This window comes from Rhodococcus chondri, assembly GCF_036327435.1.
Classification (GTDB): domain Bacteria; phylum Actinomycetota; class Actinomycetes; order Mycobacteriales; family Mycobacteriaceae; genus Rhodococcus; species Rhodococcus chondri.
This window is the reverse complement of the sequence record NZ_JAUZMZ010000389.1, coordinates 1-753: the sequence shown is the minus strand read 5'-3', so window position 1 is coordinate 753 and position 753 is coordinate 1. Positions and strand designations below refer to the sequence as shown.

General features: G+C 69.1%; 2 protein-coding genes. Both read left to right on the top strand.

The annotated features are described in order from the left end of the window. Window positions 1-580, top strand: a 580-nt coding sequence (locus Q8814_RS26330) for an inositol monophosphatase family protein (protein WP_330154853.1), incomplete at its 5' end; no start/stop codon positions are given. Beyond that, window positions 577-753 (top strand): HisA/HisF-related TIM barrel protein (locus tag Q8814_RS26325; RefSeq protein WP_330154854.1); only part of this gene is annotated, 177 nt, incomplete at its 3' end. The genes Q8814_RS26330 and Q8814_RS26325, both read left to right, overlap by 4 nt.

Sequence of the window (753 nt, the reverse complement as noted above, 5' to 3'; positions counted from 1 at the left end):
CGCCGGCACCATCAATTACTCCGCGGGTCTGCCCATGGCCGGAATCCTGCTGGCGCTCGTGCAGGACGGAGTTCCGGTGATCGGGCTGACGTGGCTGCCGCTGACGGGCCAGCGGTTCGCGGCGGTCGAGGGCGGACCGCTGCTCTATAACGGGGAGCCCGCCGAACGGCTCGCACCCGCCCGCCTCGAGGACGTGATGATCGCCGTCGGAAGCTTCGACATCGACAGCAGAGGCCGTGTCCCGGGTGCGCGCCGGCTCGCGGTCATCACCGAGCTGAGTCGCCGAGTGGCGCGACTGCGCATGCACGGATCGACCGGGGTGGACCTGGCCTACACCGCGTCGGGTTCGCTGGGTGGCGCGGTGGTGTTCGGGCACCATCCGTGGGACAACGCCGCCGGTGTCGTGCTGGTGCGGGCGGCCGGCGGTCTCGCCACCGATTTCGCCGGCGAGCGGTGGAAGATCGGATCCGGGTCCGTGCTGGCCGCCGCGCCCGGCGTTCACGGAGACATACTCGACATAGTGCAATCTGCGACAGGGCAATCCGAGACGGATGCCCGCTTCGAAGGAGACAGCTCATGACCCTTGCCGTACGGGTGATCCCGTGCCTCGACGTCGACGCAGGACGCGTCGTCAAGGGTGTCAACTTCGAGAACCTGCGCGATGCAGGTGACCCGGTCGAGCTGGCCGCCCTGTACGACGCGCAGGGCGCCGACGAGCTCACCTTCCTCGACGCGGTGACGTCGAGGAAGGTG